Origin of the sequence: Paenibacillus sp. FSL M7-0656, assembly GCF_038003225.1 — a bacterium.
GTDB classification, from domain to species: domain Bacteria; phylum Bacillota; class Bacilli; order Paenibacillales; family Paenibacillaceae; genus Paenibacillus; species Paenibacillus amylolyticus.
Genome location: NZ_JBBOOT010000001.1, coordinates 1,292,579 through 1,313,137 on the forward strand (window position 1 = coordinate 1,292,579; position 20,559 = coordinate 1,313,137).

15 protein-coding genes are annotated in these 20,559 nt (G+C 45.2%); 1 reads left to right on the plus strand and 14 read right to left on the minus strand.

Features of this window, described 5'->3' with window-relative positions:
* Positions 1-77: 77 nt before the first annotated feature.
* From MHI01_RS05415 to MHI01_RS05465, 11 genes are all read right to left on the minus strand, one after another.
* Complete coding sequence (locus MHI01_RS05415) at positions 78-1,163, minus strand: HD-GYP domain-containing protein (protein ID WP_076318079.1); 1,086 nt, start codon at positions 1,161-1,163, stop codon at positions 78-80.
* 283 nt (positions 1,164-1,446) lie between these two features.
* On the minus strand, positions 1,447-3,282 hold the full coding sequence (locus tag MHI01_RS05420) for a UbiD family decarboxylase (protein ID WP_047842712.1): 1,836 nt from the start codon (positions 3,280-3,282) through the stop codon (positions 1,447-1,449).
* Between the two features lie 215 nt (positions 3,283-3,497).
* On the minus strand, positions 3,498-4,829 hold the full coding sequence (locus MHI01_RS05425) for a sensor histidine kinase (protein ID WP_253507985.1): 1,332 nt from the start codon (positions 4,827-4,829) through the stop codon (positions 3,498-3,500).
* Between the two features lie 2 nt (positions 4,830-4,831).
* A complete protein-coding gene (locus MHI01_RS05430) occupies positions 4,832-5,500 on the minus strand; it encodes a response regulator transcription factor (RefSeq protein ID WP_253507983.1) in 669 nt (222 codons plus the stop codon).
* 29 nt (positions 5,501-5,529) lie between these two features.
* The gene (locus tag MHI01_RS05435) at positions 5,530-7,494 is read right to left on the minus strand and encodes an ABC transporter ATP-binding protein/permease (RefSeq protein WP_253507981.1); all 1,965 of its coding nucleotides are present in this window, start codon (positions 7,492-7,494) and stop codon (positions 5,530-5,532) included.
* A gap of 385 nt (positions 7,495-7,879) precedes the next feature.
* Positions 7,880-9,832 (minus strand): S-layer homology domain-containing protein, encoded by a 1,953-nt coding sequence (locus MHI01_RS05440; RefSeq protein ID WP_340982711.1) that lies wholly within the window; start codon positions 9,830-9,832, stop codon positions 7,880-7,882.
* A gap of 90 nt (positions 9,833-9,922) precedes the next feature.
* Positions 9,923-10,981, minus strand: a complete 1,059-nt coding sequence (locus MHI01_RS05445) for a dockerin type I domain-containing protein (protein WP_340982712.1) — start codon at positions 10,979-10,981, stop codon at positions 9,923-9,925.
* Positions 10,982-11,173: 192 nt separating this feature from the next.
* Complete coding sequence (locus MHI01_RS05450; RefSeq protein WP_340982713.1) at positions 11,174-12,466, minus strand: amidohydrolase; 1,293 nt, start codon at positions 12,464-12,466, stop codon at positions 11,174-11,176.
* 78 nt (positions 12,467-12,544) lie between these two features.
* The gene (locus MHI01_RS05455) at positions 12,545-12,838 is read right to left on the minus strand and encodes a hypothetical protein (protein WP_036608638.1); all 294 of its coding nucleotides are present in this window, start codon (positions 12,836-12,838) and stop codon (positions 12,545-12,547) included.
* Positions 12,839-12,912: 74 nt separating this feature from the next.
* Positions 12,913-14,016, minus strand: a complete 1,104-nt coding sequence (locus tag MHI01_RS05460) for a saccharopine dehydrogenase family protein (protein WP_340982714.1) — start codon at positions 14,014-14,016, stop codon at positions 12,913-12,915.
* Positions 14,000-14,707, minus strand: coding sequence for a class I SAM-dependent methyltransferase (locus tag MHI01_RS05465; RefSeq protein ID WP_036608640.1), 708 nt, complete (start codon positions 14,705-14,707; stop codon positions 14,000-14,002). Before MHI01_RS05465 ends, MHI01_RS05460 begins: the two co-directional genes overlap by 17 nt.
* Positions 14,708-14,836: 129 nt before the next feature.
* On the opposite strand from MHI01_RS05465, the gene MHI01_RS05470 reads away from it, so the two are divergent.
* Positions 14,837-15,943, plus strand: a complete 1,107-nt coding sequence (locus MHI01_RS05470; RefSeq protein WP_340982715.1) for a helix-turn-helix transcriptional regulator — start codon at positions 14,837-14,839, stop codon at positions 15,941-15,943.
* Between the two features lie 242 nt (positions 15,944-16,185).
* Here MHI01_RS05470 and MHI01_RS05475 read toward each other — a convergent pair whose 3' ends face one another.
* From MHI01_RS05475 to MHI01_RS05485, 3 genes are all read right to left on the minus strand, one after another.
* Positions 16,186-17,199, minus strand: coding sequence for a FecCD family ABC transporter permease (locus MHI01_RS05475; RefSeq protein ID WP_017688818.1), 1,014 nt, complete (start codon positions 17,197-17,199; stop codon positions 16,186-16,188).
* Positions 17,196-18,221, minus strand: coding sequence for a FecCD family ABC transporter permease (locus MHI01_RS05480; RefSeq protein ID WP_051447083.1), 1,026 nt, complete (start codon positions 18,219-18,221; stop codon positions 17,196-17,198). Before MHI01_RS05480 ends, MHI01_RS05475 begins: the two co-directional genes overlap by 4 nt.
* A gap of 117 nt (positions 18,222-18,338) precedes the next feature.
* Positions 18,339-20,306 (minus strand): AraC family transcriptional regulator, encoded by a 1,968-nt coding sequence (locus MHI01_RS05485; RefSeq protein ID WP_340982716.1) that lies wholly within the window; start codon positions 20,304-20,306, stop codon positions 18,339-18,341.
* Between the last annotated feature and the right edge of the window lie 253 nt (positions 20,307-20,559).

The following is a 20,559-nucleotide window of genomic DNA, read 5'->3' on the forward strand; positions in this document are numbered from 1 at the left end:
TAACAAAAAACGGGTCCCCTGTCTTCGTACAGGAGGCCCGTCCTCAATATAAGTAAGGAATACAGATCATATTTAGATTAAATAAGCAATTCATCAATGGCAAGCGTACGCTCTTTGGAGAGATCGCGATATTCTTCAGACTCCACTTTGATGAGTGGTTTGAAAATATCGGACGTATTGTTCATGACAATAACACCTTTTTCTCCATTGCTGAGCAGTACCTGTTTCCCGATGAAATTAGGAAGCAAATGTTGCATCAATGCCTGAACCGGTTTTTCATTCAATTTACCAAATCCCATTCCATAGATATCTCTAAGGTTGTTGATCAGATTTGGATTGCTTCCTCCGTGGTTCCCGGATCTCATGCCTATATAGATATCCGCTACAGATACAATCTGTGTATATGGATGAATTTCACTTTTCTCAAGTTGCATCGGATAACCCGACCCATCTTCCCGCTCGTGATGTTGCAGAGCAACCAGTGCTGTCGCTTCATCCGTCATCGAATTTTTGATAATTTCATGACCATATATGGTGTGACGCCGCATTTCAAGCTGCTCATCATCCGTCAATGGTTCTGTTTTGTTCCGAATCCGGTGGGAAACTTTGCACTTTCCAATGTCATGCAGATAACCACCGCGACTAATCTGATAACTCTCCTTCTGAGAATATCCAAGCCAATTCGCGAGGTAGAATGACAACAATCCTACCTGGATTGAATGTGTATAGTTATTGACGTCATCCCGCTCCAGCATCATCAGGAGATGAACGACATCTTTCTGCTCATCCAGTCCTTCAACCATCGGTTGCAGTGCATCATCCACCATGGTGGCGTTGAACTTGCCAACGGTCAGAGCTTCGAGAAAAGCATTTTGATAATTATGTACAGTCTGAATAAATTGGGACTTCAGCTCTTCTTCAGGCGGTTCTTCCTTCGTAGTTATCCCCGAAGCATGCTTTGCGGCTGCTGCAAAAAATTCTGCTTCAGTGATTTCTTCTTCGCGTGATTCAATATCTACATAATCTACACGGTGCTGCATAAGCAAGGTGATATCCTCACCTTTGATCACAGTTCCCTTCCCGAGAACGTGTAATCCTGCATCGCTGAATGTATCCGCAGTTAGACGGTCTCCGTCTTGCAGGTTCATAATATGGATTCTCAAATCGGTATTCCCCCTGAACAATTCATTATAGTAACAGCACCCAACGGAACGGGGCCACAAAAATACCTATACTTCTTTATATCGTTATAATTCTTCATTTCATACATAGTTCAAACGACCTTAATCACAATGGTAAATACGAACGCCTAAGACTTTATCCTCACTCCAATATCCAAATTAGTCCCGGTTTTAAACTTTTACACACTTTTGTGCCTCATCGCCGTATCAGAGTAAGCCAAAGAAGTTCAAACGCTCCGTTTGAACTTCTTCAAGACATCTCAAATTAGATTTTGATCGAACCCAGACTAGCACCTTTAACAAAAAATCGTTCAATGCTCTTCTCGACCGAAGCATCGGGAATCAGCGGCGGTGCCTGATGGGGTTTGGTACGTGCATCAATAATCACCTGATCACAGCCCCAATGCTTGTGGTCATATCCGCTATTAACCCCGTACATGTCATGTGAAGGGTTGCTGCGAGTAAAGGTTGCCCATAAGAAGTTGCTGAGGTTAGCACTCAGGAACGAACTGTCGTCACATAGAATGATCATCGGACACGAGTCCAGACCTCCCTGTTCTTTCAATAGCGACGTGAATGCTTGCATCTCCTGTGCTGTATCCGCATAACTCGTAAAGGCCGATGTCTGGATCGAAACGATACCCGGCATGATGAGCTGTGGATTCTCATAACCACGAATGTTTTTCAAAGACTCTGGCACTTCCGTGCACAACTCTCGAACCTTGTCGCCATAGGCTGCAAAAACAACTTTGCTTCCGCTGTTCAGTCCTGTACCCGAATAATCGAGTGTATCAATCGTTGTATGGGTATGGAAATGAATATCCCGCTGCATATCCATACGCTCCAAGATATAAGTCAGGAATTCAACTTCCTTGTGGGTATCCAGAGGTTGCTGATCCTCAGCAGTAATAAACAGGTACTTCGCCAGACTAAGCTGACCCGTACCCAAAATACGGTTGGCAATCGTAAGCAACTCTGTCGGCTGCTTCACCGCCTGATACGGCGTGTAACGTTCACTGCCGATGGCAAACAGCAATGGATGGACCCCTGCCGCATCGACCGCATGCACTTCTTTGACACCTGGAATCTCCTGTTTGATCGCGTCTCCAGTAATCTCATGAATCAAATCACCAAACGCCGTATCCTCTTGCGGCGGACGACCAACAACCGTAAACGGCCAGATGGCATTAGGTTTGGCATAGACTTTATGCACACGCATTAACGGGAATTCATGTGTCAGACTGTAATAACCCAGATGATCACCGAACGGCCCTTCGGGTTTTGTCTCACCTGGGTAGATATCACCCGTGATGACAAAATCAGCATCATTACTGATGCAATATCCGTCCTTGTAACTGTACCGGAAGCGACGTCCAGCGAGCAAACCGGCAAATGTCATCTCACTTAGTCCTTCAGGCAGAGGCATAACCGCTGAGAGTGTATGTGCAGGTGGACCTCCAATGAAAATACTCACTTTTAGTGGTTCTCCCTTTTTCACAGCTTTGGCTTGATGTATACCAATTCCGCGATGGATCTGATAGTGTAATCCAATTTCCTTGTTCATTTCAAAATCATTGCCATCCAGTTGAACCCGGTACATCCCCAAGTTTGAATTCATGATTCCTGGTTTGTCCGGATCTTCCGAATAAACCTGTGGTAGCGTCACAAATGCCCCACCGTCCATAGGCCAGTGTTTGATGAGCGGCAGATCCGAGATTTGAATCTCTTGCGCGGACACCGGCAGGCTTATAGACTTCTGTTTTGGCAGCGCCTGCCACGCAGCAAGACCTGTTTGGACATGCTGAAATGGCGTCTTAAGCGCCTTCATGGGATCGTCACGAACAGCCATGACCCGTTGTACGCCTTCCAGCGTACCGCGAAACATGAATTTGCTTCGTTCCACCGTGCCGAACAGATTGGATACGGCCTGGAACTTTGAGCCTTTTACATTTTCGAATAACAAAGCAGGGCCTTTAGCCTCGTGCACTTTCATGTGGATCGCTGCCATCTCCAGATGAGGATCAACCTCTTCTTTGACCCGAATCAAATGACCGTGCTGCTCCAGATCGTTAATACAATCTTCCATATTGCGATATTTCATTGGATGGCTCCATTCTCTGTATGATTAAATTAATTAAGTTCATAGATTCACATAACGTCTCTTCTATTTTATCAAATGATCCACTGCTAAACAAAACTATATGTGAAATTTTGTCGCGAATACAGATATCAAAAAAAAGCAATCTGGCAGCAATCTGAATCCTGATGGCACAGGGACCGATTGTTTCCATATTGCTCTCTCTGTTCTGGCTTGCCTTAAGGTGTAATGGTCGATCTGGGGATCGTGACAATAAACTGTGTACCTTTTCCCATTTCGCTCTCTACATCAATTGTACATTGATGCAATTTCAATATTTTAATCACAATGGACAAACCCAATCCATTCCCTCGAAGCGAGCTGCTTCGCGCTTTGTCCACCATGTAGAATCGATCAAAGATATACGGGAGTGCTTCCTCAGGTATTCCTTGTCCAGAATCTCTAATCAATACCTTCACAAATGAAGATGACGTCTCAATTTCGACATGAATGATACCCTGTGGACCGGTGTATTTGATCGCATTGTTTATTAAATTTTGCCAGACCTGATCAAACAAATCTTTGTCCACTGTGATCTCGCAGGGCAACAAGTCCAGTTCGATCTGGATGTCCTTCTGAGCCCACTGCGGCTCTGCCAGTAAAATCGCCCTTCTTAATTGTTCATCTACCTGGAACGTGGTGAAATGAACCGGATGATGCTCTGAATCCAGCGAGGCTAGCCGAAGCAGATTATCACTGAGCCTCGATAAGCGCAGCGTTTCTTCATATATAATATCCAAATGCTCTTTCTGCTCTTCTAATGGAATAACACCATCTTGTAATGCTCTGGTGAATCCTCTGATCGATGTGAGCGGAGATTGCATTTCATGAGAGACGTTGCTGACAAAGTCATCACGAACTGAATCGATTTTTTGCAACTCACTGGCCATATGATTAAAGCTCTCCATCAGTTCGCCAAACTCATCCTGATTATTATGTTTCAAGCGGACCGACAGGTCACCTGATGACATCTCCTTCGCCGCAACCGTTAATCTCTTAATCGGTTTCACAATATACCCGGACATGAACAGGATTAATAAGCTGCCAATGACCAGAACCGTTAACAGTGAGGTTAAGAGTGTGTTTCGCAGTGTATGAAAAAGAGATGAGAAATCACTTTGAATCAGAAATGTGCCGATCCCCTCGTTTGTTCCGGGAACACCTATGGTCGCGATTCCATCTTTACTGGACAGAAAAATGGCATCCGTTGTACCCGCCTCGAATAACGAATGCACTTTGTCCTCTGGCAAGGAAGATAACACTTCACTTTGTTCATTCACGGGAGTGATATTTAAGCCGTAGCGAGCAAAAATATCCAAGCTTGATTTCACTTTTTCCGGATCATCAATCAGGTTAATCAGTGTAGCGAGATCTTGAGCAAAAGTAACCATAAAACGATTCGGTGTCTTTTCCTGGGACCCGTTATTTATCATAAAGGAGAGAATTAAACTCACCAGAACAATCCCGATAAACGTAGCTACGATGCGAAGTCGCAGGCTTTTCCTAAACATTTTCATACCCGCTCCAGCCGATAACCGAGTCCTCTTATCGTTGAGATCACTAACTCAGGAACATGTTCAAGACGTTCTCTTAACCGTTTGATATGTACATCAACTGTACGCTCATCTCCTTCGTAATCGATGCCCCATATGTCATCTATAAGCTGTGTGCGTGTGAATATTTTCCCTGGCGAACTCGCCAGAGAAAATAACAATTCACATTCCTTCTTTTTCAATTCGATAGATTGTCCATCCGCGATGACCATCAGGTTGCCCAAATCAATCGTAACACCGCTGATCTGAATCATGTTTGATGCACTTTTGTTATATCTTTTCAATAATGATTTTACACGCAGGATTAACTCCACAGGATCAAACGGTTTAACCAGGTAATCGTCTGACCCGGCATTAAATCCTCTGACTTTGTCCTTGGATTCTCCCTTGGCAGTCACCATCAGGATGGGAATATCCAGATAAGACCGGATATCTTCCGTCAGTTCAATACCGTCTATTCGCGGCATCATCACATCCACAATCGCCAGATCAACTTTTGTATGCGAGAGGATATCTAACGCCTCTTGACCGTCTGGTGCTTCCAGCACGGAAAATTGATTCTTTTCAAGATAGATTCGGATCAATTTGCGGATATGGGAATCATCGTCCACCACCAGAATTGTGTTCATGTAGCCATTATCCTTTCCAAAATTGATATTTATTCGTATCGTAAGGATTCCATCGGGTCCAGCTTCGCCGCTTTTGATGATGGCATCAAACCGGCAACGATACTAATCGCTGTACTTACCACGATCCCAAACAAGATATAATATCCCGAGAGATTAATGAGTTTGGCTCCAAACGCATTGTCCAAAAGAATGTTTAACACATAACTAATGATCACTGCAAAGATTACCGCAATAATACCACTAAATACGCCTAATAAGGCAGATTCGGAGAAGAATATTCGCTTGATATCTTTCTTTCTTGCTCCAATTGCCCGAAGTATTCCAATCTCCTTCGTCCGTTCCACGACACTAATATAGAGTACTACCAGTATCATAATACCGGATACGATCAACGAAATACCTGCAATACCCGCGAGTACAATGGAAGCCATACTTACATATGTGGTGATATTCTCCATGACCTTGGCCATTTGGGAGCCTGCGAAGCCAGCATCCACTGCAGCTTCATTGATATCATTTACATATTTCATATCGGTTGCATAGGCGTTAACTTGAATTGGCCCGATTGTTATTCCTTCGTCGGCATACATTTGCTCCAACGTCTCTGATGAGATGTATCCCGGGGATTGTTGCATTGGAGAGCGTGGATCTGCCGCTTCATAGATCCCTGAGATCGTTACTTCTTTCTCCAAAGTCACTGGTTTATTATTACTATCCATCTCATTGATATATAAAAACACGGACTTGCCGATCATGGTTTCAGCTTGATCATTTCCGCTTAATTGTTTCGCTGTATCGAGAGGTAACAGCATCTGATTTTCTACCGGCAGAACACCAGTTGTCATCAATGCTGGATCAAAAGCATCCGTTAACGTTGTTAACTGTGTGAGTCCTACACTTTGTTTTTCATTCACCATAGTGGATTTGCCTGTAATGGTCGTAATTGTCTCTACATGATCCACATTAGGAAAATTGCGAATCGTCTCTACATCAGCTTTGGTGAACGGTTCACCTGGCGCCATCAAGGCTTCGGGACCTTGCATGTCCTTGGCTTCTTCACTCGGCTTTGTTATATCCACGAGCAAAGGGTCCATACTTGAATTGATTTCGTCATTCATATATGTTGTTATTCCATTCCCCAAGGAGAGCATCAGGAGGACACTTAATATACCTATAGATCCACCCAATGCTACCAGTACATTACGCTTGCCGTTGAGTTTCATATTTTTAAGTGCCATCTTGAATGAAGCAAGCAAGCTCAGGCTCCGGGAAGAATCCTGACCACTCTCGTAAACAGCCGTAGAAGGATCTTTCAGGTGAATATCGTCACTAATACGCCCCTCTTCAACCTTCACAATCCGTGTACCGGAGTCAGCGACTTTCTGCGAGTGAGTTACGGCAATCACCAGCATTCCCTTTTTGGCTATACTGTCGAGCAGAGCGAGGATTTGATCTCCGTTTTCCCTATCCAGAGCACCCGTCGGTTCATCTGCAAGAATAATATCCGGATTGTTGGATAATGCCCGTGCGATGGAAACCCGTTGCTTCTGACCGCCAGATAACTGGTTGGGACGTTTGTTCAGATGATCCTTCAGTCCCACCTCTGTCAATATATCAACAGCACGTTGGTTGCGATCCTTCTCATTGGTATCCGTCATTTGCATCGCAATCGTTACATTTTCGAGGACAGACAGATGCGGGATCAGATTGAAATTTTGAAAGACAAAGCCGATATTATTCTTCCGATAATCATCCATTTCCTTCTCTGTCATGGCACTTAAGTTCTTGCCACGAACAACGACGTCCCCTTCATAGTCGGAGTCCATACCACCAATGATATTCATCAGTGTCGACTTACCACAGCCAGATTCACCGAGGATGGAGACAAATTCCCCTGTCTCAAAACTTAAGTTCAAACCGTGGAGTACCGGAACTCTTTCTTTTCCATATAAGGTGTATGATTTCTTCACATTTTTAACCTCTAGTATTTTCATATGGATCTCTTCCTCTCCTGATCATGCACGATATCTATCTATTTGATGTTCATATCGTAACAAATCAGTATGAACTGATAATGAACTGGACCATTGCACCTATAAGAGGTTGTTCAAAAGAACTATATACAAAAAAACCGAATCCTTAGATATAAGGACTCGGGTTGTCTTATTTCGTTATTGCATTTGATAATATAAGTTAAACTAATCATTTACACGATAACGGAGAAGACAGAAAAAACCTGAAAAAGCGAAGCGTTCGCCTTTATCCCCGGATTTTCACCTTCGGAAAAGGGATTCAAAAAATCTGGGGATAACAGCGATTGGAAGGTTATTCTGTCGTCGTAGTGTCAGTGTAAATAATCTTTAGTTCAACTTATAAAGTTTAGATTAATCCCGCTTTTGCCAGCAGCCTTTTCACAATCGCTGCCGACTGCGCACGACTAATGTCTGCATCGGACATCAGTTTGCCATCAGCACCTTGTACCAGCTCTTGTTTAATCGCGGATGCAACTGGCTCTGCTGCCCAAGCCTGTACTTTAGCGCTATCGCTATATGTGCTAAGCAGACTTGTTGTCTCTGACGCGTCGGCCTGTGCCAGACCGACCATTTTCATCGCACGTGACACAATAGTCAGCGCTTCAGCACGAGAAATTTCGCTATTCGGACGGAAGCTGTCGTCAGCATAACCTGAGATTAGGCCGTAGGACACAGCCGTCTGAACCTCATCCTCATACCAGCTACCAGTCTTCACATCTGTGAACGACGCCGCTTCTGTACTGCGCGGGGAGTGCAGCCCCAAACCTCTTAACAGAACAGCCGTAAACTCTGCCCGTGTAATACTCCGGTCTGGCGCAAACACGTTCTCACCGGTACCTTGTACGATCAGACGAGATGCCAGATCCTGTACGTCATCCCGACTCCAGTGACTTGATACATCGCTGAAAGTTGCCGGATGATAGATCAGAGCGTAAGTGCTGTTCGTCAAGCTGTTAATAATAGCAGAATCTTGCACGTTACCTTTGATAACCTTTGTCGGTACATGCAGAAGGCTGCCATCTGGCTGAAGCACAACTCCTGTCGTGATCTTTGAACCATCGACACCTTCTGGCAAAGTAATGGAGCGCTCTACATAAGAGTTGAAACGATCTACATTAACTTGCTGTCCATTCCAGATCGCTTTTACTTCAAAATCAATCGGAGCTGCGATCACCGTTGTGTTCTCCAGCTTACCCGCTGCAGCCTGAATTGCTGTTTGTTTAGATGTGGCACTAGGCACAATAGCGATTTGGATTGTGATATCTTCCAATGGAACCGTGCTTCCGAATTGGTTCAGAATCTGATCCACCTGAATCTGGTTAGCTGGAAGTGTGTACGTACCGCTATCAGTCTGAATGACAACTTCGGCATTACTTCCTTCCATTGTTTTGACCAACTTGCCGTTCAGTTCACCAACGACCGCACCCTTGCCAGTACCTGTAATAGGCAGCAGAAGCGTTTTTAGTCCACTTCCAATCTGATTGATGACTTTGTCATTATCCACATGAACCGTGGTGGTAACCTGATTGTTTACCGTTGATGTGCTAGCCGTAGCAGACTGTTCCTGTTTCTGACCGTTCACATAGATGTCTACACCTTTAGTTACCGCCGGAGTCGATGGAACTGGGGTAACGACTGGTGAAGTTGGTGATACACTTCCTCCTCCTCCACCTGAAGAGTTACCAGGATTCGGTGTAGGTGTCGAACCAGAATTGTCGCCACCTGAATTTGCTGCTGTAATTGTGATTGTTCCACCAGACAACTGAGCACCACTATTGTGTTCTACATTTGTAAAATGCCAATGTTCTGAATCAGTTTGATCTACGGATAGCTGTTTCGTTCCAGGCGCCGCATTGCTTTTGGCTTTGATTTCCATATCAAATAATTGGGTTTCATCTACAATTGAGTGGTCACCCCCAGTAAAATCAACCCAGATGATCCGTACCCAGCCTTCCGCATTATTAATTTGGTACTGGAAGTCTGCTACACCATCTTCATTTGGGGATGTGCTGATGACGTTGACAGATTTAGGCGTGATCCGAACAATTTCCAGTGCAGACGTATCATAATCAATCTGCATATTATAAGCTTTCACCCCGAAATAGGGCTTCTTCAATGCAACAGGTACATGAACGGTCTGCCCTGCCTGTACGCTCACATTTGCAAATTGTACTTGTGATGGTTCTACCGGTTCTGCTCCAGCTACATTTGGCAATATGAGTGAAGAGAGTAATGTCAGTGCGATCAGACCTGACATTGTTTTTCTGATTCTAGGACGTTTCTTTTTCGGTTGAAACATGTGATAGCCTCCATGTCTGTATCAATTGATAGATCGTATGGTAAAGATAGAAAATGTATTGTTATTCGTTATCTAAAATAAAAAATTGAATTAATCAAGGCGTTGTATTTTTTCTTTTCCAACAATGTATACTTTTCTAGGCTCCGTATTCGAGTCCCAAGTGGACTGAGTAATAACTTCGAGCACAAGATAATAACCTTCGTCCTCATCTTTAACGGTATACTTTGCTCCTGTTTCCCCCTCGATTGGCACCATATCTTCTCTCGAAGCTTCTGTTGCGCGGTACCACTGGTAAGAAGGAGTATTAATGTAATCATTGTAATCAATATCCATTATATAATGACTAACGCCAATTTCATTTCCAATTAACATGGCATTCTTCAATTCACCATTTAGTACATACGGCGCATCATCTACTTGCTTAAAGGTCAACACATAGTCATTGTTTTTTCCACCAAGTGTTTTGCCTTTGTATCCTATTAACAAAGCATCCATGTCCCCCAGAGTGGGTTCCGTATTACGATCTACATCCATTCGGTTCATCTCTACATAAGAAAAGCTGCGGCGAGTCATCATGTTACGAATATAATTGAAAAGGTCTACGGCATCCAAAGAATTCACTTTTCCGTCTGCATTTACATCCCCTTTTTTACTAATGTAAAGTTCAATGTTATCCGTAACAGTCTCTGGTGCACCAGAGATCATATAATTCGCTTTCAATTCGATGTTGATTTTGCCGCTTTGGCGAGGAATAACCACCAATGTACTGACAGGCGTTGTCATATTCTCATCCTGTCTCGTTTCTACATACGCCTCAGCGATGCTGTTATCACTTGAGCTGGCTGTAGGCGGGCTATACTCATCGGATCGAAATTGTGTACTTAGATTGATTCTGATGATATTATTGGTGGTTACCTCAATAGGCACTTCGGGCACAAAAGAAGGATTATCTTGTGCCGATGAATAACTTAACCAGTTAATGCCATCGTTAAGAACAGGTTGTGAAATCTTAATCTCCGGACCAATCTCTCCTGCGTTAGCTTGTGGAAGCGCTCCACCTATAGGCAATGCAATGGTCAGCCCGAGTGCAGTCAACATGCTTTTTTTCAATATCGGCTTAAGCCGTTTTTTGTTTTGTTTCCCCTTCAATTCATGTTCCTCCTCGTATACATTTCAAATTTGAACAACTACATGCTCAGTATAACGAGTCATTCTGAACCGATTCTGAACAGGACTATGGAACTATTTCCAGTTGTAATTCGACAAAAAACGCCATGGAGTATGCCTCCATAGCGTTTTGAACACAAATCATTTTCCAGTTCGCATCATATTCACCTAAAATTAAATTCCCTCAACAATCCGTTTGGCTCTAACCTTCACCTCACGGTAAAGTTCATCCTCATCGATCGTGAGCAGCTTTCTGCCTCTCATGAGGATCTGGCCATTCACGATCGTGGTGTCCACGTCCGCCCCATTTACGCTGTAAGCCAGTAACGATTCTACCTCATGTACCGGTTGAAGATGTGGTTTCGCCAGATCGATCAGGATCAGATCAGCTTTGCGACCCACCTCAAGCATCCCTACGTCATCCTGTAGACCAAGCAGACTAGCATTTCCGCGTGTAGCCATGCTTAGTACGTCCTTGGCTGGCAAGCGAGTGGGATCGCTATAGTCCAGCTTTTGTAGCCAGGTCGCGGCTTTGATCTCCTCGAACATATCCACGGTTGTGGCACTTCCCGCTCCATCCGTTCCGATTCCCACGTTGATTCCCTGAGCCAACATCTCGGTAATTGGAGCAATTCCACACCCCAGCTTCAGATTGCTGACTGGATTGTGTGCTACACCGCCGCGCATGCCCTTCAATCTGCCGATGTCCCTTCGATTGAGGTGCACACCATGCGCAAGCAACACATGTGCCTGTTCGAACATACCCGCCTCTTCCAGATACTCTGTCGGTGTCATGCCATAGCGCTCACGAATCTTCACAACTTCTTCCTTCGTCTCAGCCAAATGAATATGTAGCGGGATATCCTCCTTGACAGCCAGAGCAATGACTTCACGTAACGGTTCCATGGGACAAGTGTAGGGTGAGTGGGGTCCATACATGGTTGTAATCCGCCCATCGGCCGCTCCAGACCAACGTTGTACAAGATCGATCGCCTCCTGCAATCTGCGTCCCCCATCATCCTCCATGAATACCATTCCACGTGTAAGCGATGCCCGCATACCCGTTTGTTTAACCGCTTCTGCAATCTCATTCATATGAATGTACATATCCGCAAACGCAGTGGTACCCGAACGGATCATCTCGGCAATGGATAACTTGGCACCCCAATAGATGTCTTCCGGGTTCATCCGTGCTTCAGCAGGCAGCATTTTGCGTTCGAGCCAGTCCATCAGCTTCAGATCATCCGAAAATCCCCGGAGCAGACTCATCGGTGTATGTTGGTGGGCATTAATCAGTCCTGGCATGGCAACCTTATTGCGTCCATCGATAATCTCATCTTGGGGGTGAGGCACAATGTGATCAGCAATCTGCGTAATGCGATCACCCTCAACACGAATATCCCCCGTAAAGGGGGCATCGGCATCTTTCATCGTTAGGATCGTAGCTTGCTGAATCAGTATACTCATTACATTCACGGCTCCTCTGAATTGGTTATGGTTCTTTCCATATCCGAGGGTAAGCCTTCACGTAACGGCAAGGTCAAGTCATTTTAATTTTTGAATCGTCATCTTTCTGAAATGTTGTATAAAAGGTTTGGGGTCGATCTCGACCATATATGGATATACTCCTGTGCTTGTGTGCAAATAGAAAAATCCACCTTCATCACCCATACGGCGAAATGACATGTCAAACACTTCCGTGATGTTGAACTCGCGGTATTTTGTCACGATTTTATCTGAATACAGAATCATGGAACGGGCATTCATCTCAATCTCTTGGGCGAGACCCGTCACTTCTCTCTGTACTTTGTAATAAGGTAATACAGCAACGCAGTTCATGATCTCCCTCCATTCATGCCATGATTATTGTTCCATCATAGCAGATCGAAGGTTCCCAGCAAAAGAGCATGAAACTAGGTGATCTTGGTCGTCACCTTTAGTGGCGTATGAAGTGCATCCTGAATGTCTTGCAGAGAGAGACACTGTTCAATATGAAACACACCATGTGGCAACTCTGACTCCGTTCTATATACGCGTTCCGCCACGGCTGCTGCCACGGCCGCTGTTGCATCTGCTTCCTTTGCGCCGACCAGTAGTTGTTCGACGCGGATTTGCTCACCATTTTCCCAACCTAGGGCATCGACCTTGACCGCGTACATTGGCTCTCCTCCAGGAATAAAGCCAAATGCCTTAACCGCTCCACTTCGAATAGACGGGATACGCAGTAGCGAAAACAACCCTGCACGTTTGGAGATTGCCATGGATCTTGTGATCAAGCGGGAGTCCAGACAGAGTCTGGTAGATACAGTTGGTATACGTAACGTCCGAGCAACCACGTGCTGATCCGAAAAGTTAAATCGATAGGCCTTCCGCTGCCCAAGTTTTGCTCCAAAATCAATCCTTTTGCCATCTCCGAAACTTTGTACCTCAGCAGGTTTGCCCTTTTGCATCACTTGGTAAGTGGCATTCATCTGATCAACGGTCCACTCCACGGCAGCTTTTCCGTGCTTCTCTCCAAGTCCCAGCATTACGGTAATGTCTGCTTCCTCCACCTGATCCATATGCATGGTCGCTTCGCGCACAAGCAAATTAGTCACTCCAGGTGATAATCCAACGCTGAGGATCGCGGTCGATTGGGAACGTTGCATTTTGGTGTGGAGCTGTTCAACCTGAGCGAGAAAATCATATTTTGCAGAAATATCAATATAATCGGTTCCGGCTTGTGCGCAGGCTTCAACAAACCGGGTATCGCTCTGATCCACACACATGATGACCAGCTTCACAGGCCGTAACATGGATGGCTCCACAGGTTTTGTTACATCCAGTTGAAGCGGTAGCACAGCACCACCTGTAGACCTGCTGAACTCTTCCGCACGGTTCATGCGTGTACCCGCAGCCCATACTTTACCCGGGAACAATTTCCCCAGTTGAGTACATATCATCTGCCCCACTTGACCATAACCACCAACCACCCAGATCTGATCTTTAATAGGCTTCACGCTAGTTTCGAATTGCATAATACCCCTCCACCCAGAACGCCCCGAAGTAACGTGTAATATGTGAGAAACCGCATTCGGTCAGTAGCTGAGTCATCTCTTCAGAGGATATTGGATCGGATTCACGGCCCAGGGAAGCAGCAAAGCGCTCCCACTCTTCAGGAAGGACGCCCACACTCAACATGTGATCCTTCCAAGCTTGCATCATGATTGGATGTGCAGGTGAACGAAGATCGGCATTTACAGCCGCAATGATCAGTGGTGCACCCGGTTTAAGTCTAGCTGCGAGGCTGGTCAGAAACGTTCTCTTGGCCTCCATCCCCTGAAGGAAATGTAACATGAGCATGCTTGTCGCCCCATCATATACAATATCCTCCGGCAATTCTTCAACCGTGACAGGTTGCAGTTTCACTCTGGAACCGATGCCCGCTTCCGTGACTCGTTTCTCAGCAAGTTGCAGCATGGGCTGTGATGGATCTACTCCAGTCAATGTCCAACCGGCATGACGTGATCCGAGCAGAGCAATCTCTTTTCCCCCTCCCGCACCGGCAACAAGGATATGAATATCGTTGTTATTCGCAAATGATGCTGAAAGCAGCCGTTCCATTAGATCATGCATATGAGAATAACCCGGAATTTTCAGGGCTATCGATTGTTCGTAACGATGAACATCTGCTGTTTCCCAGCTCATCGGTGATAGATTGTGATTCATGGACACCGCACTCCTCTTGAATTGAAGTTAGACTTGACTCGTTGTTCGTCTAATTTCATTATAGAAGGATACGGCGAGCCTACAATCCCAGAACATTGGGATATGCGCACAGAGAGAGGAGTAATCTTGTTGACATCACGTATTGATCGGAACCACAGACTTATCACTTCTCTTGAAAAAGGAACCTGGACCTCACATACCTATCGGGAAGCTGTTCTCAAGCAGATCCATACGGTTATACCTTACGATGCATACTGTTTCACTACCGTTGATCCTCTGACTCTTCTCTCCACAGGAGCCGTGACAGAAGATGGCATTGAGGCCATTCATGATCGGTTATTCATCAATGAATACATGGAAGAAGATATACATAAATACGCTGAATTAATTCGCAGCGGTGAGCATACAGCTACACTTCATACGTCCAACTTACAGCTTGAACAAAGCCCTCGATATATCAACATTCTTCAGCCAGCGGGGTTCGGTGATGAACTACGTGTTGTATTGGTTAGTGGAGACGCTTGCTGGGGATATCTGACCCTATATCGTAAGACAGAAAGTGCTGTCTTTACAGAGGAGGAGCGGTTGATGATTCAGTCCTGGACCGCTTCTATTGCATCGATGCTGCGGTCCACGAGCTTGACACTGATCGATGAGATCACGAGTGAAAGTCCCGAGGAACCCGGAATTTTGATCACCTCAGACACGTTCCAGCTCTTATCCCTGAACGCCTCCGCTCAATATTGGCTGTCCCAATTGCGCATGCTGGAACATGTAGGGCCTGATGTTCTGCCCCGTCCGGTACGTGCAGTGAGTTCCCACCTGCAGCGCAAGAATCGGGCAGAACTGGTCGTGGATACTCAGATCGCTCCCGAATCACCCTCCAAAGTTTGCATCCAACTTCCGGATGGGCGTTACCTCATACTTCATGCTAGTCTTATGCAACAGCTTAAAGGGCCGGATCAGATTGCTATCCGTTTGGAGCAGGCGATGCCACAGGATTTGCTGCCCTTGCTCGCTGAAAGCCATGGATTATCCAGTCGAGAGCGGGAACTGCTCGGATATGTTCTACGTAGCTATTCGTCCAAGGAAATTGCTGCTGCGATGCATATTTCCGTCTACACGGTTCAGGATCATTTAAAATCCATTTTCGCCAAAACCAAGGTATCCTCACGTCGCGAGCTCATCTGGTATTTCGTTTCCCGTTTTCAGCTGTCGGATGAACCTGCCATATAAATCCTGATGTAATTTTCTAGTAATCCACTTGACTAGCGAATAATTAGAAAAAATCAAAAGATGCCAATACGATATCTTCGTAATGGCATCTTTTTCTATAGCTATTGTTTAAGAAGCATAGCGGTAACACAGGGTAACTTCGATGTTTGAACTTTTGATATCGTGCATTCTGCTTTAAAATGCAGCGCACAGTCCTGCCAAGCCGTTTTCCACAAAAAATTCCGACTATATTATTGATTGTGTTATTTGGCTTTTGCTAGTAAATAAAGAAAATATGGAACACTAATAACTGTAATAACGATTCCTGTTGGCACATCTCCTACGAGGCTAACCGTGCGCGTAATCGTGTCAGCCAACACCACGACTAGTCCCCCAGCCAAGCTGGCAGCCGGAATGAGCAATTTGTGATCGGGACCGACCAGTTTTCTGGCCATATGCGGAGCGATCAATCCAACGAAAAAGAAGCTGCCTCCCACAGCTACACTGCCAGAGGATAAAGCAACAGCAGCGATTGACAACCCCAAGAACTGTCGCTTCACGGAAACACCAAGCCCCTGTGCTGTCTGATTGCCCAAATGGAGGGCATTCAGTATGCGAGCCTTGTAAAAAATATAGCCGAGTAAGATCAAGACCCATGGTGTCAGTATGGAAATATAACCCCAATCATCGCCCCATAGGCTTCCTGCCAGCCAATACAGCATGAAGTTCATCTGCGAATCATCCAGCTTGAGTGTCAAGAAGGTCGTCAGCGCCCCGTACCCGCTTCCTAACGCGACCCCGGTCAAGATCAAACCGATTGGCGAGATGTCTCGTCCGCGGCGATACGATAATAAGAAGATCAAACCCGCTGCCAATAGTCCGCCAACAAAAGCCAACAGAGGCAGAGCAATAAAGGAACTCTTGCCTGTGGATGCAATGAATACAACGAAGAACAGGACAAACAAACCCGATCCCGAACTAATTCCCAGTGTTCCCGGACTAGCCATGTCATTACGCAGCAAACTCTGCATCACGACCCCCGCCGCTCCCATTCCCAGACCTACCAAAATCGAAAGTACAATTCGTGGCAAACGAAAATCAAACACAATTAGATTTTGCTTATCGGTACCGTTTCCTATGAGAACGTTCAGCACTTCTAGCGGTGAAAGATTCATTTTGCCAGAATTCATGCTAATGATCGCAAACACAAGTATGAGCACCATAAGCACTACATTGATGATAATGCCTCGTTTCATCGTATAACGCCGCTTGATCATTCATATTCCCTCCTTTGTCTTCGAGCCAAGAAGAGAAAATACGGCACACCAATGATAGAAAATATAATGGCAATCGGCGTTTCGAACGGTTTATTGATCAAACGTCCAGCCAAATCGGCCGATACGGTCAGCAACGCACCATATAAAGCCGCTGCCGGAATAATGTATCGATAGTCGACACCTACCATATATCGCACAATATGCGGGGTGATCAGACCCACAAAACCAACAGGGCCAACGACAACAACAGCCAATCCAGTCAGCACAAGTACAATAATTGTCGACAAAATCTTGACCAGTCCGCTACGAATGCCGAGTCCACTTGCCACATCATCTCCCAAACTGAGCAATGTAACGGAAGGGGACAGCGCCAGTGCCAGAAGTATACCACCAACAAAGAGCGGTGAGATAATCAGCAATTCTCCCCATTTGACCCCCGCTGTGCTACCCGCCGTCCAGAATGTCAATGCTCGCCCCAAATCATAATTGATTGCCAAGTACTGACTGAGTGCGCCAAACAACATTGAAATAGACAGACCTGCCAGTACAAGCCGCTGAGGCGTCATTCCGCGATTGCCCAGTGACGCGGTAAAGTAAGTCATACCGGTGGCGATCGCTGCTCCCAGACAAGCGAACAACATCATCTGCCAATACGAATAACCCGGCAGAAAGGCCAGGCATAGTGCAATTGCAAATGCTGCGCCAGAGCTAATCCCCATCAGCCCGGAGTCGGCCAGCGGATTACGCGTTGTCCCCTGCATGATAGCGCCACATACCGCAAGGCTGCACCCAACGATCAGATCAGCTACGGTACGCGGGAGACGCATGGTTTGAATAATTTGATGTTCAGTGAGCATTGGATCAAATCGGAAAATAGCCTCCCATACCGTTGCTAACCTCATATCAGCAGCACCAAACATAATGGATGCCGCCGACATGAGAACCGTTAATCCAAGCCCTATTACCATGTACATGGTGAAGTTCATCGCCCCACGGCGTTTTTGTTCAGGCTTGCTTTTCATCTCGTTTCCCTTTCATCACCTATTTACAATCCAAACGAATATGGATAGTAACGTCCATAAATTCGACTGGTCATGTTTGAAAATTTGGAGTGCTCAATTAAAATTCCGTTCTAACTCTTATTTAGCTAATGCTAGCAATTGACTAACAATATAATCAATCAATGCACTGGAAGTCATTACGTCGGTGGACCAAGATAGCGAAGAATCTACCTTTACGATCCGATCATGTTGCACAGCAGGTATGGCATTCCACACTGCATTATCAGAAGCAACGTTTCCATCTCCTAAGAAGATCATATAATCCCCAGAGTAAGCGGGTAATACTTCCATGGAGACATCGCCCCAATATTTATCTGCATCGATAATATCCGTTTGGACTTTGGAAGGTGCCTGCAATTGAAGTTCATCGTAAACAAGCTCGCCAACGGCATGCTTGGCTCCAGCTATGTAGTTACTTTTATCACTGAATTCTCCAACCGTAATGGTTACATCGGATAGGCCCGCATTCTGAAAAGCTAGCTTTGCTTCTTCAATTTTTCCGGTATAAGCATTCAAAACATCCTTAGCCTCTTCCTGTTTGTTCAAAACATCGCTAATAAATTGTATCCGCTCTTCTGTAGTCATATCACCATAGGGAACATAAATGGTGGGGGCAATTTTGGATAAATCATCATACGACTCATCACTCCATGCCAAAATGATAAGATCCGGCTCAAGCGTCATGATATCTTCCGGCTCCATGGCTACTTTTATGGAGTCTGTAATCTGGTTAGCATAAACAGGCTCTGTCTCTCCCCGTGCAGCTCTAGCCACACCTAAAGGAGTTACACCTAGGGCTACCACATCACCAACCAAATAATCGACTACAACTCGCTGAGGGTTGTTAGGTACCTCAACATCACCCTTAACTGTGGATATCGTTCTGGTCTGCGAGACTGCTTCTGAAGCTTTTGTCTCCGACCCTTCTTGTTGTGTCGCCTGCTGTGTCTGCGCAGGTGTTGTATTTGCCGTTCCCCCATTATTCGCTGGCGTCCCCGACGTACATGCCGTCAATAAGAGCATCATGCTTATCGCCGCCGCCAAAATCATTTCTTTACTTCTTAATGTTCCAAACATCGTTGATTCCCCATCTCTATAAGACTTGACTAGACTCGCTAGTTCCCTCTCATCGTAAGGGAGATGAGAATCATTATCAATACCATCAACCTGCATGGATAGTGCGTTTATTTTCCGATAATCACTTGGTGTCATCTTGTAATGCTTCTTAAACATGCGGAACAGGTTTTTCTCATCTGTGAAACCAGCTCCTGTTGCGATTTCTTTAACTGTCGCTTCTGTATGTTTCAAGTCATGACAGGCAGCTTCAATCCTTCTCTGAATGAGATACTCCTGTAAGTTCATCCCTTCCCTTTTTTTGAACAAACGCGTCAATTGTCCACCACTGATCCCAAACATATCGGCAATTTGTTGAAACATAATCGGCTCCCTGTAATGTTTATCGAGATATACCTTGGCAGAACAGGCTGGATCTGGCTGGAGATACCGAATCTCACCACCCCCCAAATCCCTGTACACCTCATGAATCAATTGATATAGAAAACTTTTGGCCTGTAGCTGATCCATCGCTTTGCCACGTTTCCAGCCATTCATCATTCGTTGGAACCAATCACGTAGCAAGATGGGATTACTTGGCGTATAACCAAACTGTTGAACAAATGGATTTACTTGCTCCAGTAATTGTTGCAGATGTTTCTTGAAAAAGAGAGGTGATTCTGCTCTATAAAACACCATAAAGGTCTTCACCATCTCCTCTTTAGGCGTAATACTGAGCAGGCTCCCCTTCCCGCCGTGAACTAAACCGAAGCGTTCCATTGCAAATGTGGTTTCATTCAGTTGGATTTGCGCTTCACCCCCATATGAATAGATAAACATGCTACTAGGCATTTTATATTGCTCTAACGGGTATTGTGACGCTACATTCTGAAAGCGTACATCTATTAATGTAATAATCGAACGTGTCCAGATACTGGCCATCATATCAATCATCTCCGGTGTAAATCCCTGTCTTGCTTCTTCCTCTTGCATCTATCCGCACTCCTCGTTTCACTTTTTCCAATGTATACATCACTCAATAATTGATATTGATTATCAATATCACATTTGATCAGGTAAGTATATATCATTAAGTGATATTGGGGAACAGGCAGTGGACGTTATGCTTTCCATCCGCTTTCGTAAAAAACTAAAAAGGAACACCTGATAGTACAAAAAAGAAGCCTGATCCATATGGATCAGGCTTCTTCATCATGTTTATTGTATTTAACAAGATTACGTAGTC

Coding starts and splice junctions, on each gene's coding strand:
- MHI01_RS05440 (WP_340982711.1), bottom strand. CDS start 9,832: ATGTTTCAACCGAAAAAGAAACGTCCTAGAATCAGAAAAACAATGTCA.
- MHI01_RS05460 (WP_340982714.1), bottom strand. CDS start 14,016: ATGCAATTCGAAACTAGCGTGAAGCCTATTAAAGATCAGATCTGGGTG.
- MHI01_RS05465 (WP_036608640.1), bottom strand. CDS start 14,707: ATGAATCACAATCTATCACCGATGAGCTGGGAAACAGCAGATGTTCAT.
- MHI01_RS05430 (WP_253507983.1), bottom strand. CDS start 5,500: ATGAACACAATTCTGGTGGTGGACGATGATTCCCATATCCGCAAATTG.
- MHI01_RS05480 (WP_051447083.1), bottom strand. CDS start 18,221: ATGAAAAGCAAGCCTGAACAAAAACGCCGTGGGGCGATGAACTTCACC.
- MHI01_RS05455 (WP_036608638.1), bottom strand. CDS start 12,838: ATGAACTGCGTTGCTGTATTACCTTATTACAAAGTACAGAGAGAAGTG.
- MHI01_RS05435 (WP_253507981.1), bottom strand. CDS start 7,494: ATGAAAATACTAGAGGTTAAAAATGTGAAGAAATCATACACCTTATAT.
- MHI01_RS05475 (WP_017688818.1), bottom strand. CDS start 17,199: ATGATCAAGCGGCGTTATACGATGAAACGAGGCATTATCATCAATGTA.
- MHI01_RS05450 (WP_340982713.1), bottom strand. CDS start 12,466: ATGAGTATACTGATTCAGCAAGCTACGATCCTAACGATGAAAGATGCC.
- MHI01_RS05485 (WP_340982716.1), bottom strand. CDS start 20,306: ATGCAAGAGGAAGAAGCAAGACAGGGATTTACACCGGAGATGATTGAT.
- MHI01_RS05420 (WP_047842712.1), bottom strand. CDS start 3,282: ATGAAATATCGCAATATGGAAGATTGTATTAACGATCTGGAGCAGCAC.
- MHI01_RS05425 (WP_253507985.1), bottom strand. CDS start 4,829: ATGTTTAGGAAAAGCCTGCGACTTCGCATCGTAGCTACGTTTATCGGG.